The sequence below is a fragment of the Roseovarius tibetensis genome (assembly GCF_050896375.1).
Taxonomy (GTDB): Bacteria; Pseudomonadota; Alphaproteobacteria; order Rhodobacterales; family Rhodobacteraceae; genus Roseovarius; species Roseovarius tibetensis.
Window position 1 is genome coordinate 1 of record NZ_JBPBBB010000063.1, and the last position, 12479, is coordinate 12479.

The window sequence follows — 12479 nt, forward strand, 5'->3', positions numbered from 1 at the left end:
ACGCAGAGCGGGCGCGAGCAGCGCATTGCGCAATGGCAGCGCTCCCGCGGCGAATGGAACGTCTCGACCGGCATCCGGTCGCGCGCGGACATTGAGGCCGTGCTGGCCTTCTTCTATGCCCGGCGCGGCCGCGCGCATGGGTTTCGGTTCAAGGACTGGACGGATTTCCGAGCGGCAGGGCAGTTGCTCGGGACCGGCGACAGCCAACAGACCGCCTTCCAGCTGGTGCGGCGCTATGACAGCGGCGGCGCGGTGCATGCGCGGCGCATCACGCGCCCGGTCGAAGGCACGGTCGTGGTGTATCGCGACGGTATGGAGGTGAGCACTGGCCTGTCCATCGATCCCGCGACCGGCCTGGTGACGTTCTCGACACCGCCGGATCCGGGCGTCGCGGTCACGGCCGACTACGAGTTCGACGTGCCCGCACGGTTCGACACCGATGCCGCCGATCTCACGGTGGAAACCTACGAGATGCAGCAATGGGGCCGCATCACGGTGGCGGAGATCCGCGAATGAAGGCGGTGTCCCCAGAACTGGCCGCGCATCTCGACGGCGATGTGCTCACGCTGGCCACGTGCTGGCGGCTGGCGCGCCGAGACGGCGTTGTGTTTCGCGCGACCGATCACGATGTCGATCTCGCGGTGGCCGGCGAGATCTACCGCGCCCGTGCCGGCTATTCGCGCACCGCGGTGGCCTCCGAGGCGGGGCTCGCGGTCGGCAATGTGGATCTCGAGGGCGTGCTCGACGACGCGGGGCTCGACGCGGCCGAACTGCGCGCCGGGCTTTACGATGGCGCCGAGATGCGGATCTTCGTGGTCAACTGGCAGGACCCGTCGCAGGGCGCCCTCCGCCTGCGCCGGGGCTGGCTGGGCGAGGTGATGCTCTCGAGCGAGGGCCAGTGGCGCACCGAGCTGCGCGGCCTCTCGCAGGTGCTCGCGCAGCGGCTGATCGAGCCCTACACGCCCGATTGCCGCGCCGATCTCGGCGATGCGCGCTGCGGGGTGGACATCCGTGACCCGGCTTGGACGCGGCCGGGCACGGTGACCGCGCCGCTCGACGCGCTCTCGTTCACCGCGATGATCGATGTCGCGGACAGGCCCGACGACTGGTTCGCGGGCGGCGTGATCCGTTTCACCTCCGGGCAGAACAGCGGCCGGGCCATCGAGGTGCGCGGATCGGATCTGGCGACGGGCGATCTGGTGCTCTCCTTCCCGCCGCCCTTTCCGGTCGGCACGGGGGATGCGTTCGAGATCTGGCCCGGCTGCGACAAGCGGCTGACGACCTGTATCGACCGGTTCGACAACGTGCTCAATTTCCGGGGCGATCCGTTCGTGCCGGGCACCGACAAGCTGACGGAGACGCCAAATGCGCGGTGAGCCAATGCACAGTGAGCCAATGCGCGCTGAAGGTATCGTGGCCGAGGCCCGCCGCTGGATCGGGGCGCGCTGGCGTCATCAGGGCCGCGGGCCGGCCGGCGTGGACTGCATCGGCCTGCTGATCGTCGTCGCCGATGGCTTGCGCGTGCCGCATCACGATGTGCAGGGCTATGACCGGCGCGCGACCAGCCACCGCCTTGTCGAGGAATTCGCCGTCGATCTCGACCCTGTCGCACTGCCCGAGGCACGCCCCGGCGATATCCTGGTCTTTGCCGAGACCAGCTATCCCTGCCATGCGGGGTTTCTCACCGCGCGCCACGGGACCCCGCATCTCCTGCACGCGCATGCGCTGCGGCGCTGCGTGCTGGAGGAACCGCTGGTCCCCCCTTGGCCGGACCGCCGGCGCGCAGCCTGGCGCATGCCGGGGGTCGTCTGATGGCGGTGCTGGCCATCGCGGGCGCGGGCGCGCTCGGCAGCACGGCGCTCGGGCTCGGCTGGCAGGCCGGCTGGCTGATCGGCTCGACCGTGGGCTCGCTGCTCTTCGGCCCCGACCAGCCCGATATCGAGGGGCCGCGGCTGCGCGATCTGTCGGTGACCTCCTCGGCCTGGGGCGCGCCCATCCCGCTGATCTACGGCACGATGCGAGTTTCGGGCAACGTGATCTGGGCGCCCGGGATCCGCGAGGAGCGCCAGACCCGAAAGGTTGGCGGCAAGGGCGGCGGTGGTCAGCGCCAGACCACCTATGGCTACTACGCCTCCTTCGCGCTCGGCCTCGCCGAAGGCCCGGCCGGGGACCTCATCCGGATCTGGGCCGATGGCAAGCTCATCCATGACGCGCGCGGCACCAATCCCGACGTGTCGATCCCCGGTCTGGAGTTCCGCTTTCACGATGGGCGCGAGGACCAGTTGCCCGATCCGCTGATCGAGGCGACCGAGGGCCACGGCCGGACCCCGGCCTTTCGCGGGCTGGCCTACCTGGTGTTCGAGGATCTGCCGCTGGAGAACTTCGGCAACCGCATCCCGAACATCACCGCCGAGGTGACCTTCAACGCGCAGGCGGCGTACCCTGCGCTCAAGAGCACCAACCTGCCGGGTGGGGCGCTCGACAGCGTGCTGACCGATTACGGGTCGACTGACCATGTGCGCCAGCGCCAGCTCATGCTGACCCCGGACGGTCTGCGGCTCTTCGACCTGCGCACGCTGGAGGAACTGGCGCAAGCGCGGCCCGAGGATATGATTTCCGACGCGCTGGCCGACGCGTTGAACCTCTACCGGGACAATTACAGGTTCGATCACTGCTTCATCGGCGGCGACGGGTATGCCTACACCCAGCTGGGCATCAGCAACACCAAGCCGATCGTGAAGATCGATCTCGACGCCATGGCGATCGTGGACAGCTTCGGGCGCCGCAGCAACAGCCTGAGCAACAATGCCGGCGGGTTCGCGTCCCTGACGACACTGGGCTGGATGCGCGCGCTCAGTCTGAACGGACCTGTGGATGTGTTGATCGCCTCAGGCCGTTTCGGCAGCGGCCATGGCTGCATTCTCACGGAGACGATGGAGTTTCTCGCCAACCTGCCGCGCATGGGACCGGGGCCGACCAATGTCGAGAATATCGTTCAGGGTCTCGTGGGCGAGGGTCTCGGCGAGGCGTGGATCCTGCGCACGTCGAACACCGGCACGGTTGGCACCATTCCCATCGAGCGGCTTCGCGTGCGCCCGGGCGCGCCCGGCCCGGTCGTCGAAAACGCCGGGCACTGGTCTCTGACCCCGGCCGACATCCACCCGGATGCGACGGGATTCACCTACGAGCCGGCCGGGGCGGTCTATGATCCCGTGGATGACGCGCTCGTGTGGATCAGCGCGCTCGCGTTTCCGGACGCGCTCGGGGATCTCGCCGGGCGGTATGCGGTCAAATGGCGCCCGGGTGACGGGGTGATCTGGGCGACGCGGCTGTCGCTCTTTGCCTTCTCCACCACGCGCAAGGAGAACATGGCGATCGCCGGATCCCGCACCGAGGGTCGGCGCATGGCGTGGCACCGCGAACCGCAGGTCTGCCAGGTCGATCTGCGCACCGGTGCGCAGATCCTGTTCACCGAAGGGTTCGCTGCGGGCAGTATCTTCGGCGGCGGCGAGGCCGCGGGGTATGATGCCCGCTCGGACACGCTCACGGGCTATGTGCAGACCGGATCGGCCGCAACCCGGCTGTTTCTCAACCGCACCGCCGGCGACGGCGCCACACCGGGCCACATCGTCGCCGATATCTGCGCCCGCGTCGGGCTGGGGCCGGCCGATATCGACGTATCGCAGATCGGCGCGCCGCAATTGCAGGGCTACGCCATCGGCCGGCAGGGTTCGGCGCGGTCAGGCATCGAGCCGGTGGCGCAGGCCTTTGCCTTCGACGCGGTCGAGACCGATGACCGGATCCGCTTTGTCCCGCGCGCCCGCGACGCCGGAGGCGCGCCGCATCTCTCGCCCGATGATCTGGTGCCGGCCCGCGAGACTGGCCGCGTCGTGCAGCTCCAGCGCGTGCAGGAGACCGATCTGCCCGAGCGCATCACGGTGATCTATCAGGAGGCCGGCAGCGATTACATTCAGGGCGCCCAGTCCGCCACGCGGGTCTCCCAGCCCGTCGCCACCATGGGCTCGCGCGACAAGCGCGACATCGAGCTGCCCATGGCGCTCGGGGCCACCGAGGCCAAACGCATCGCCGAACGCCTCATGGCCTCGGCCTGGATCGAGCGCGACACCTGCGAGTTCGCCCTGCGCCCGGGATTTCTGCGCCTCGATCCCACCGACCTGCTGCGCGTGGCGGCGCCCGGCGGAACCGCGATCGCGGTCCGGCTGACGCAGGTCGAGATCGGCGCGGACTGGGAGCTGCGCGCAAAGGGCGTGCGCCATATCGGATCGGCCTATCTCTCGGACGCCATCGGCGCGACCGGCGCCGGGATCCGACCCTCGGGTGTGCTGGGCGATGTGCCCTCACGGTGGGTCGTCCCACAGGTCCCGCTGCTGCGCGACCGTCATGATACCGGCGGCGTGGCCTCCAGGCAGTATCTCTTCGCCGCCCCGCGCGTGGCCGGGCCCTGGACCGGCCTGTCGCTCTTTCGCTCGCGCGACGGGGCGGACTGGGACATCCCGGCCCGCGCCAGCGATCCGGCGCTGATCGGCACCCTGCGCGCCCCGCTCATGCCCCCGCGCTCGCCCTGGACATGGGACGACGCGGGCACGCTCGAGGTGCGCCTGCGGGATCCTGACGGCCAGCTCAGTGCGGTCTCGGACCTGCAGCTGCTCAACGGCCGCAACGCCGCCCTCGTGGTCGACGCGGATGGCGGGGCCGAGCTGATCCAGTTCCGCGATGTCACACCGGTCGGCAACGATATCTACCGGCTCTCGACGCTGCTGCGCGGCCGGCGCGGCACGGACACCCGGCTGTCGCATGCGGCCGGGGCGGTGATCGTGGTGCTCGAGGACGACGGCGCGCTCTTTACCGAGCCGCTCGGGCTGGTCGGCCAGCCGCTGCGCTATCGCGGCGTCGGCCGGGGCGAGGCGTTTGAGGAGGCCGACACCGTTACGCAAACCCTGCGCGGCGCGGATCTCAAGCCCTACGCGCCGGCGCATGTGACGGGCGCGTGGACGGCCGCCGGCATCACGCTCAGTTGGCTGAGGCGCACCCGGATCGGCGGCGACTGGCGCGACGGCACCGGCACCGTGCCGCTCGCCGAGGCAGCGGAAGCCTATGAGGTCGATGTGCTGAGCGCGGATGGCACCGTGGTGCACGTGCTGAAGACCGCCGCGCCGCAGGTGCTCTACGCCGCGGCGGACACGCAAGCCGACTTCGGCACAGTCCCGGATACGCTCACCCTGCGTGTCCACCAGATCAGCGCGGCGGTCGGGCGCGGCTTTCCCGCGACAGCCACAGTCAGGGAGACATGAATGAGCACGCCCAATCTCGCCATCGCCCATATCCAGGCATCGCAGGACCAGAAGGAGGTCACCGCCAACGCCGCCTTCGACGCGCTCGATCTGGCTATGACCGCGACGCTGGCGGTGGATTGCGGTGCTGGTGGCACCGTCGATGTCAGTGCCGACGCGCTGCGCCGCCATGTGCGTCTGGTCCTCGCGGGCAGCCCGGGTGCCGGATTCACGCTGGAGTTGGCCGATGTGCCGCGGCTTCTGGCAGTGCGCAACGATACCGATGCCGCCGGGCTCCTGAGCAACACCGCCGGCGTCGCGGCGGTGGAGGTGCCGCCCGGGGCGGAGTTGATGATCCATTCCGGGCCGGGCGGGGTCACCGGTGTCGGTGCCGCTGGCGGCGGGATCTATGACTTCGGCGCCGTGGCCTTCGCCGCCCCGCCGCCCGGCGCGGTCATCGGCAAGGTCGTTCTGCCGCGCGCCATCGTCATCCCCGCCGACTTCGCGGGTGCGCGCGGCCATGTCGACACGCCGCCGGCCGCCGACTGGGTCGTTGATGCCACCCGCAACGGGCTGAGCATCGGCACCATCACCGTGGCCACCGACGGCGCGCTGGCCTTTGCCACCGTCGCGGGCGCGGCGGTGCCGATAGCGCCGGGTGATGTGATCCGCTTCGTCGCGGATCCGCGCGATAGCCCGGCAGAAACCGCCATCGCCGGGTTTGCCGTCACCATCGCGGCGGAGGTGGCGTCCTGATGGCGCTATTGTTCACGTCATTGATCTCGACCGGAACCGGTGCCCCGCCGCCCGTGCCGGCCGCAATCGAGACCTTCTTTCCCGACGGCCAGAACAGGATGTTCGAGCACGATACGGGCCTGACAGCAAAAGTGGCGGGCTCGAACGGCCGCACATTCCTGTCATGGGATGTGCCGGGTGAGCACACGGATGTCGAGGTGCTGGTCCGGGTCACCACCGATGCCCCGCCCACGCATCGCATCGGGGTCATCGCGCGCGGCAGCGGCAGCGCGGGCTCCGAGACGGGCTGGGTGCTCCAGCGCGTCCGCGACGACGAGTCCTTCGAGATGGTGATCTACGATGCCGGCAGCTTCACCATCAAGCAGGCCTCGGCGGCCGCCCAATACGTCAATCCGGATGCCCGGTGGATCTGGCTGCGCCTGCGCCTGCAGGGCACGAGTGCCAAGGGCCGGATCTGGGCCGACGGCGTGCAGGAGGAACCGACCGACTGGCAGATCGATGTGACCGACAGCGCAGTGGCAGGGCCCGGTCGCATCGGGCTCTTCGGCTTTGACGCGGACACGCATCTTTTCTGCGACCACCTCGCACTCGGCGTGGGCGGTGCCGTGGCCCCGTCGCCAGGTGATCCCGTGGGCGCGGATCAGCACCGCATGGATCCCGCCACGACGGATGTCGCGACCGGCTGGACGCCCCGCTGGGCGCCGCTGCAGCAGGCGCTCTCGCAAGCCGGAACAGACGTCACGCAGATCATGCCCTGGGGCTGGCAGGGGCTCTGGGGTGAGGCAGGCGCGACCACCACCGCCCGTCTCGGGGCGGACCGGCTGTCGCTCACCGCGGGCGGTAATGCGCGGCGCGCCTTCGTCTACTGGCCGCTCGGGCGCCTGCGGGACTGCGACATCCGCGCGCGCGTGCTGACCACCTCCGAGACGAGCAACCAGATCCGATTGTATGCGCGTTTGCCCGATTACGCCCCCGGCGCACCGGAGCAGGGCTATATCCTCGACTTCGTCTCGGGCGCGGTCGAGCTGCGCAAATACGACGCGACGGGCGCCACGGTCACGCTGGACGACAACGCCGGGATCAGCTGGCAGGCGGACACATGGTATCACGCGCGCCTGCGGCTCGAGGGCGATCTGATCCGCGCCAGGGTCTGGCCCGGCAGCCTGCTCGACGAGCCGGCCCTCTGGCCGCTCTCGGCGCAGGATACCGAATTCGCAGAGGGCTATGCCGGGATCGGTCTCTACACGGCCACCGGCACAAGGCGGTTCGATCACATCCGGATCGAGAGCCTCGACCCGTAGCGCAGTTTCGCGGCCCGTCCCTCGGTCAGTACCATGAGACCCCGCACGACCCATCACCACCGTCAGGAGGCAGGATGCCCGAGCGCCAGAGCTTCACCGATCAGATCATCCAGGCGTTCCGCGACCATGGCGTGGCAGCCGCGATCGGCGTCTGGTTCACCTTCATCGGCGGGTTGGCCGTCGCGGTCACGCGCAAGGCATTTACCAACGAGGCGTTGCTGCACAAGCTCGAGCAGGAGCTCGACGCCGAGCGCCTGCGCATCGAAAAGCGCCGCGACGAGGACCGGCGCGTCGATCACGACCGGCTCGAACGCATCGAGCGCGACATCCACGATATGCGCAACCTGATGTTCGCCGCGTTCCAGCGTGGGCGCGACGAGTGATCCCCGCGCGTCAGGCGCGCCCGGCATAGCGCACGCACGGCACACCTGAACGCAAGGCGACGCTGACAGACGTCCAGACCCGCAATCCCGACATATCGACCCTGTCGCTCATTCGGGAGGCGGTCCCTCCCGCATGCCTGTTACCCGAAGGAGACCATCATGTCCGACCCCATTCGCTGCTTCCGCCATTTCCGCGACGTGCCCGAACGCCTCTGGCGCTGGCCCGACTTCTCGCCCGCCGAGATCGCCTGCCGCGGCACCGGCCAGCTGAAACTGCACCCCGAAGCCCTCGACACCCTGCAGGCGCTGCGCGACCGGCTGGGCAAGCCGCTGATCATCAACTCGGCCTATCGCAGCCCCGAGCACAACCGCGCCGTGGGCGGTGCCAAACGTTCGAAGCACATGGACGGGACCGCCTTCGATATCTCCATGGCCAACCATGAGCCGGACAGTTTCGAGCGGGCGGCGCGCGAAGTCGGGTTCCTCGGATTCGGCACTTATCCGCGATCGAACTTCATGCATGTCGATCTGGGGCCGGCACGCCAGTGAGGCGCGCCGTTCCCGCCGCGCGCGACAGCCTTCGCGGCCGAGACCCCGCCCGCGCGCAAAAAACTGGCCGAGAGCCGGACGCTCAAGGGCACCGGAGCGGCCGGTGTGGCCACCGCGGGGGCTGCCGGGGTCGAGGTCACGCAGGAAGTGCTGGCCGAGACGCAGGGCGCGGTCCTGCCGCTGGTGCCCTATCTCGATACGCTGCGATGGGTCTTCATCGCGCTGGCGCTTGCGGGGATCGGCGTCGCGGTCTGGGCGCGGCTCGATGACTGGCGCAAGGGCCGGCGGTGATGTGGGGCGCGGGGCTGGCCGGGATGATGGCCCGGCCATGGGCGCGGCGGGTGGCTGGTTTTTGCCTCGTCGTGCTCGCGATCACCCTGTTCACTTTCAACCTCCGCCGCAGCGGCGAACGGGCCGGCCGCGCCGCCGAGCGGCTGGAAAACCTGGAGCGCAATGATGCCATTCAAAGACAGATGCTTGAGGCGGCTGCGCAGCGGCCTCGTGATCGCGATGCTCTTCTCGAGCGGTTGCGCGGGGGTGAGTTCTGACGCCCGGCCCAGCGCCTGCCCGCCGGTGGTGGCGTACAGCCAGGCAGAGCAGGCGCGTGTGGCCGAGGAAGTCGCCGAGCTGCCCGAGGGGGCGCTGATCTTGGAATGGCTGGCGGATTATGCGGTGCTGCGCGACCAGGCGCGGGCCTGCACAGGCCGATGAGCTGGAACCGCCGTTCGGAATTGTGGCGCGGGCGCCCGGTTGCGGCTACTCTCGGGCGATGAACAGGGACGACGAAAAGCGCATCGCGGCGAAACTGGCCAGGATCATGGCCATGCTCTGCGTGCGCAACACGCATCTTGAAACCATCCATGCCGGCATGTCTCCGATTACAAGAACCGGCGATTATTCGGACGTGTTTATCGTGGATGCCGATGGCCGGCGTATTCCCTGGACGGACGTTTCGCATATCGATGAGGACGAAATGCGCGACCTGATGCGCGACATCGTCAACCGCCTGTACACATTCCATCTCTGCGCTGACGATCCCAAGCTTCAGGCGCAGATTGAGCGCTGGATGGGCATTGCCGGGAAGTGGAATGAGCCGGAAATCGACCCGAGGATGATCAGTCGCCGCCCTGAATAACGCTGCAATGCATCGACCGCGACCCCTGTGGCTTCGCCACCGAAGGCGCGGGCTTGTCGTTACCCGCGGCAAACCCACTGATATTCAACTGGACTATGCGCGCCCATCACGCCTGTTGTCGTCCTGATTGACGCAAGGAACGCCCGCCATGAACCCCAAACACCCCGACATCACCGTCGAACTCGTTGGCCATGACGGCAATGCCTTTTCAGTTCTCAACCGCCGCCGCAAGGCGGCGCAGGAGGTCGGCCTGCCTGAGGATGAGATCGCCGCCTTCTTGGCCGAGGCCGTGGCGGGCGACTACGATCACCTGCTGCAAACCACTATGCGCTGGTTCGATGTTCGCTGAGGACTTTATTGCACACGGTCCTGTGGGGCACTTCGATCCAGGTTTCTATATCGCTCACGCGCTTACCCCGAGCCTTTCGGCCACATCCTCGAACCCCGGATCCGCTGCATAGATGCCCTCGAACTGGCGCCGGGCGCGGGCGCGCTGGCCGGTCTCTTGATAAAGCACCGCGCGGTCATAGCGGATCTGGTGCAGAAGAGCCTCGGACCGGTCCTTGCGGCGGCGGTTGGCAAGCGTGAACACATCGATGGCCGCATTTGGAAGACCAAGCGCGCCCAGCGCCTTGCCGCGATAGAGAAGGATCGCCGTATCCAGCGGGGTTTCGTTTTCGACATGGGTGCTGGCGCGTACCACCCTCTCCATCAGAACCCGGTCATCGGGCGTATCGAGCGCAAGCTCGGCGAAGGACAATAGCACCACCGGATCGGTCGCATCGAGCTGCATAAGCCGCTCTATATGCGCGAGCGCATCGCTATCGCGGTCCTCAAGTTGCGCGATCTCGACCAGCGCCAGCCGTGTGCCACGCTCGCGCGGGAAGACATGCGCAAAGATATCTTCGGTGATCGGCAGGCTGGCCTGCGCGGCGATCTCGTATTTTTCAAACAGCGCGCCCAGATCGTCGAGGCGGTCCAGCGCATGCTCGAAATGGGCCTTGGCGGCGTCAAACTCCTCGCGGCGCAGGCGGATCATCCCGGCCATCCATGCGGCGTCTGGCAGATCGCGCGCGTCTTCCAGCGCCGCCAATGCAGCATCCTGCTCGCCCTCATTGAGAGCGCGGATGCCGTCGATGAAGCGCCGCTCCTCCGCCGGGGTGATCAGCCGCTGAAAGAACCCGAGGGTCAGCCTGTCGCGTTGCGGCACCGCCGTCGCAGGCGCTGCCCCGCCCCGACTGGCCCGCTTGCGATCATGGACGGTATAGAACAGGCCCGTCCCCGTCAGACCCGCCGTCGCCCGGTTGCCGTGCGGACTGATGGTGTATTTTGCGCCGCGCGGGCCGACTGACAGCGACGCCGTCGATTTCGACAGGTTCAGCGTCACCCCGGGGGCCAGGCGGATGCGGCGCCAGAAGCGGAAGGGCATGGCTCAGGTGCCGTGCGTATCGGCGTTGATCCGATCCAGCGTGTCCAGCGCATCTTCGAGCGTTTTCAGCGCACCGAACGTCTCCGTCTCCGTCATGTTCGGGTTCGACCGGATCGCTTTCGTGCCCTGAACCAGCGCTTCCCGCACGGCCGCCCCGCGATCCGGCGCGCTCAGCACGATCTGCCCCATCAGGATCTGGATCAGCATGCCCTGCGCCACCAGCTGGCCCGCGAACACCTGCGTGTCGTCGCTTTTCTTCGTCATCGCCTCATCCGCTGCTATTTATCAGAATTCCGCACGCTCGTTCTGCAATGCCACCTATTTGTAGACCGGAAGCCGCGCCGGATAAAACCGGCAGCTTGTCACGCAGTCGCGCGAGGAGCGCCTCTATCACGCCCGGAGGTTGAAGCCCGAACCATTCGAGGGGCTACCGCACCGCAACCAGCCATAGGTCAGAAAACAGATGAAGAGACGTGAAGCCGGACTTTGAATGGGGAGGTGATTTCACCCGCTCACCTTCCTGAATCCGCCACTTCAATCCATGGGTGCTGTAGAAAGCCGAGAGACATACCCGTCAAGGAAATCCGCCAATTCGGCCACGCGCTCATCGTCGAGCTCGCGCGATGCCTGAACCTCGTCCAGCGCGCGCTGGGCCCTGTCCGTGGTCATCCATCCGGTCTCCTGCGTATCGGGTGCGGACCAGCGCTCGTGCAACCATGCTTCAAACCGCGACCGATCTTCGGGCGAGAGCAGCTCAGGCGCGTGAAACGCCACCAGGCGGCGGCCAAGCTGGCGCAGGCGGACATCGTCGAGGGCGGCCACGATCTCCTGCCGGCGCCGCCAGTCCACGCGCTGAAATTCGGCAAGCAGGGCCTTGTCGGCATGGCTGTAGAACCCGCCGAAGATCTGCTTCTCCACCGGGGGCGTCGGTGCCGCAGGGTCCTCGGGGAACCGCGCGGCCAGCGCCTGTGCCACGCGCGCGCGGAAGTCGGGCGCGGATGCTATGACCTCCGCGCGCTGAGCCTGCACGGCGGTTGGTGCCGGCACCGACAGCAGCGCGGGTGATTTGTTCACCGCGAGGGCGCGGATGATCTTCGGAGAGGCGTCCACCGCGGAGAAGATTGTTGCGTCATCGGCGGTCAGGTAATCGGCAGGATCTGCCGCATCCAGGTCGAAGAACGCCGCCTGATTGGGGTTGCCAGCCGAATAGCCACAAAAACAGCCGATCGTTGCAAGGGGCACTCCGCCGCCAAAGCGCTCGACCAGCGCCAAGGGTTGGAATGCCTCAAGGCAGGTCTGCACATGCCTCTTGTCGCGATTGCCCAGCAGCTCGGCCCACAGCGCCGGGGCGCGCTGGGCGATCAGGCGCGCAACATGGATGGTCGCCTCGACATCGCCGAGCGCGTCATGCGCATTGTGAGCGGTAAAGCCATTCAGCGGCGCGATCATGTCGAGCTTGAAGCGCACACGACCGGACGCGTCGACGGGCCAGTGAAGCAGGTCCGGGTGGCGGTGCCAGACGGCATAGAGCGCCGTCAGCACATCAAAGCGCGTATTACCGTTGAATTGGGTGGCGAAAACATCGGGCTGCAGGTTCTGATAAAAGGCCTGGCGGAGCATTTCCTCATCGAAACG

14 protein-coding genes and 1 pseudogene are annotated in these 12479 nt (G+C 67.9%); 12 read left to right on the plus strand and 3 right to left on the minus strand.

Annotated elements, in window-relative coordinates; translation table 11 throughout:
- The 12 genes and pseudogenes from ACROSR_RS19200 to ACROSR_RS19255 all read left to right on the plus strand — a co-directional run.
- A partial coding sequence (locus ACROSR_RS19200; RefSeq protein ID WP_432687497.1) for a DUF2460 domain-containing protein occupies positions 1-516 on the plus strand: 516 nt, incomplete at its 5' end.
- Positions 513-1376 (plus strand): DUF2163 domain-containing protein, encoded by an 864-nt coding sequence (locus ACROSR_RS19205; RefSeq protein ID WP_432687498.1) that lies wholly within the window; start codon positions 513-515, stop codon positions 1374-1376. The genes ACROSR_RS19200 and ACROSR_RS19205, both read left to right, overlap by 4 nt.
- 19 nt (positions 1377-1395) lie before the next feature.
- Positions 1396-1812: an NlpC/P60 family protein gene (locus tag ACROSR_RS19210; RefSeq protein ID WP_432687499.1), complete on the plus strand. Its 417-nt coding sequence runs from the start codon at positions 1396-1398 to the stop codon at positions 1810-1812.
- A complete protein-coding gene (locus ACROSR_RS19215) occupies positions 1764-5312 on the plus strand; it encodes a phage tail protein (RefSeq protein ID WP_432687500.1) in 3549 nt (1182 codons plus the stop codon). The genes ACROSR_RS19210 and ACROSR_RS19215 overlap by 49 nt, the downstream gene beginning before the upstream one ends.
- Complete coding sequence (locus ACROSR_RS19220) at positions 5313-6047, plus strand: hypothetical protein (RefSeq protein ID WP_432687501.1); 735 nt, start codon at positions 5313-5315, stop codon at positions 6045-6047.
- Positions 6047-7348 (plus strand): hypothetical protein, encoded by a 1302-nt coding sequence (locus ACROSR_RS19225; RefSeq protein WP_432687502.1) that lies wholly within the window; start codon positions 6047-6049, stop codon positions 7346-7348. The genes ACROSR_RS19220 and ACROSR_RS19225 overlap by 1 nt, the downstream gene beginning before the upstream one ends.
- Before the next feature lie 74 nt (positions 7349-7422).
- Positions 7423-7731, plus strand: coding sequence for a hypothetical protein (locus ACROSR_RS19230; protein ID WP_432687503.1), 309 nt, complete (start codon positions 7423-7425; stop codon positions 7729-7731).
- Positions 7732-7890: 159 nt separating this feature from the next.
- Positions 7891-8571, plus strand: a pseudogene (locus ACROSR_RS19235) (YcbK family protein).
- Complete coding sequence (locus ACROSR_RS19240) at positions 8571-8828, plus strand: hypothetical protein (RefSeq protein ID WP_432687504.1); 258 nt, start codon at positions 8571-8573, stop codon at positions 8826-8828. The pseudogene ACROSR_RS19235 and the gene ACROSR_RS19240 overlap by 1 nt, the downstream one beginning before the upstream one ends.
- A 28-nt stretch (positions 8829-8856) precedes the next feature.
- Positions 8857-8991: a hypothetical protein gene (locus tag ACROSR_RS19245; RefSeq protein WP_432687505.1), complete on the plus strand. Its 135-nt coding sequence runs from the start codon at positions 8857-8859 to the stop codon at positions 8989-8991.
- A 58-nt stretch (positions 8992-9049) separates the two neighbouring features.
- The gene (locus tag ACROSR_RS19250; protein WP_432687506.1) at positions 9050-9415 is read left to right on the plus strand and encodes a hypothetical protein; all 366 of its coding nucleotides are present in this window, start codon (positions 9050-9052) and stop codon (positions 9413-9415) included.
- A gap of 148 nt (positions 9416-9563) precedes the next feature.
- Positions 9564-9764: a hypothetical protein gene (locus tag ACROSR_RS19255; protein WP_432687507.1), complete on the plus strand. Its 201-nt coding sequence runs from the start codon at positions 9564-9566 to the stop codon at positions 9762-9764.
- A 54-nt stretch (positions 9765-9818) separates the two neighbouring features.
- Here ACROSR_RS19255 and ACROSR_RS19260 read toward each other — a convergent pair whose 3' ends face one another.
- From ACROSR_RS19260 to ACROSR_RS19270, 3 genes are all read right to left on the minus strand, one after another.
- Positions 9819-10844, minus strand: coding sequence for a DUF4236 domain-containing protein (locus ACROSR_RS19260; RefSeq protein ID WP_432687509.1), 1026 nt, complete (start codon positions 10842-10844; stop codon positions 9819-9821).
- A 3-nt stretch (positions 10845-10847) separates the two neighbouring features.
- The gene (locus tag ACROSR_RS19265) at positions 10848-11108 is read right to left on the minus strand and encodes a hypothetical protein (RefSeq protein WP_432687510.1); all 261 of its coding nucleotides are present in this window, start codon (positions 11106-11108) and stop codon (positions 10848-10850) included.
- 270 nt (positions 11109-11378) lie between these two features.
- Positions 11379-12479 (minus strand): exodeoxyribonuclease I (locus tag ACROSR_RS19270; RefSeq protein ID WP_432687511.1); only part of this gene is annotated, 1101 nt, incomplete at its 5' end.

Excerpts from the sequence above, each read along its gene's own strand:
- ACROSR_RS19250 (WP_432687506.1), top strand. The coding sequence starts at position 9,050 with ATGAACAGGGACGACGAAAAGCGCATCGCGGCGAAACTGGCCAGGATC.
- ACROSR_RS19265 (WP_432687510.1), bottom strand. The coding sequence starts at position 11,108 with ATGACGAAGAAAAGCGACGACACGCAGGTGTTCGCGGGCCAGCTGGTG.
- ACROSR_RS19225 (WP_432687502.1), top strand. The coding sequence starts at position 6,047 with ATGGCGCTATTGTTCACGTCATTGATCTCGACCGGAACCGGTGCCCCG.
- ACROSR_RS19220 (WP_432687501.1), top strand. The coding sequence starts at position 5,313 with ATGAGCACGCCCAATCTCGCCATCGCCCATATCCAGGCATCGCAGGAC.
- ACROSR_RS19210 (WP_432687499.1), top strand. The coding sequence starts at position 1,396 with ATGCGCGCTGAAGGTATCGTGGCCGAGGCCCGCCGCTGGATCGGGGCG.
- ACROSR_RS19230 (WP_432687503.1), top strand. The coding sequence starts at position 7,423 with ATGCCCGAGCGCCAGAGCTTCACCGATCAGATCATCCAGGCGTTCCGC.
- ACROSR_RS19260 (WP_432687509.1), bottom strand. The coding sequence starts at position 10,844 with ATGCCCTTCCGCTTCTGGCGCCGCATCCGCCTGGCCCCCGGGGTGACG.
- ACROSR_RS19205 (WP_432687498.1), top strand. The coding sequence starts at position 513 with ATGAAGGCGGTGTCCCCAGAACTGGCCGCGCATCTCGACGGCGATGTG.
- ACROSR_RS19255 (WP_432687507.1), top strand. The coding sequence starts at position 9,564 with ATGAACCCCAAACACCCCGACATCACCGTCGAACTCGTTGGCCATGAC.
- ACROSR_RS19240 (WP_432687504.1), top strand. The coding sequence starts at position 8,571 with ATGTGGGGCGCGGGGCTGGCCGGGATGATGGCCCGGCCATGGGCGCGG.